We start from the raw sequence: 245 nt of genomic DNA on the forward strand, positions 1-245 counted from the left end.
GTATGATTGGCGCGCGCCGATTTCTAGCCTGTACTACGATTATTCGCCTGGTCCTGTCCAATATGAAACACCGAGCGGGACCGTCACAGGTGAAATGACCGGCAAGCGGCAGTACGTCATTCGGGATGGTCGTCTGCTGCATCTGTTTGATACGGGTGTAACGATCGGTGACGAGCTGTTACAGGAAGTGCTCGGCAAACAGGCGGATTCCCAAATGAAAAGCATCGTTGCTACAATCCAGCGCG

The 245-nt window shown here is 53.5% G+C and carries 1 pseudogene; it reads left to right on the top strand.

The annotated features are described in order from the left end of the window. Positions 1-245 (top strand): annotated as a pseudogene (locus SB775_RS32800) (helicase); the annotation flags it as partial.

Source organism: Peribacillus sp. SIMBA_075 (assembly GCF_046534585.1).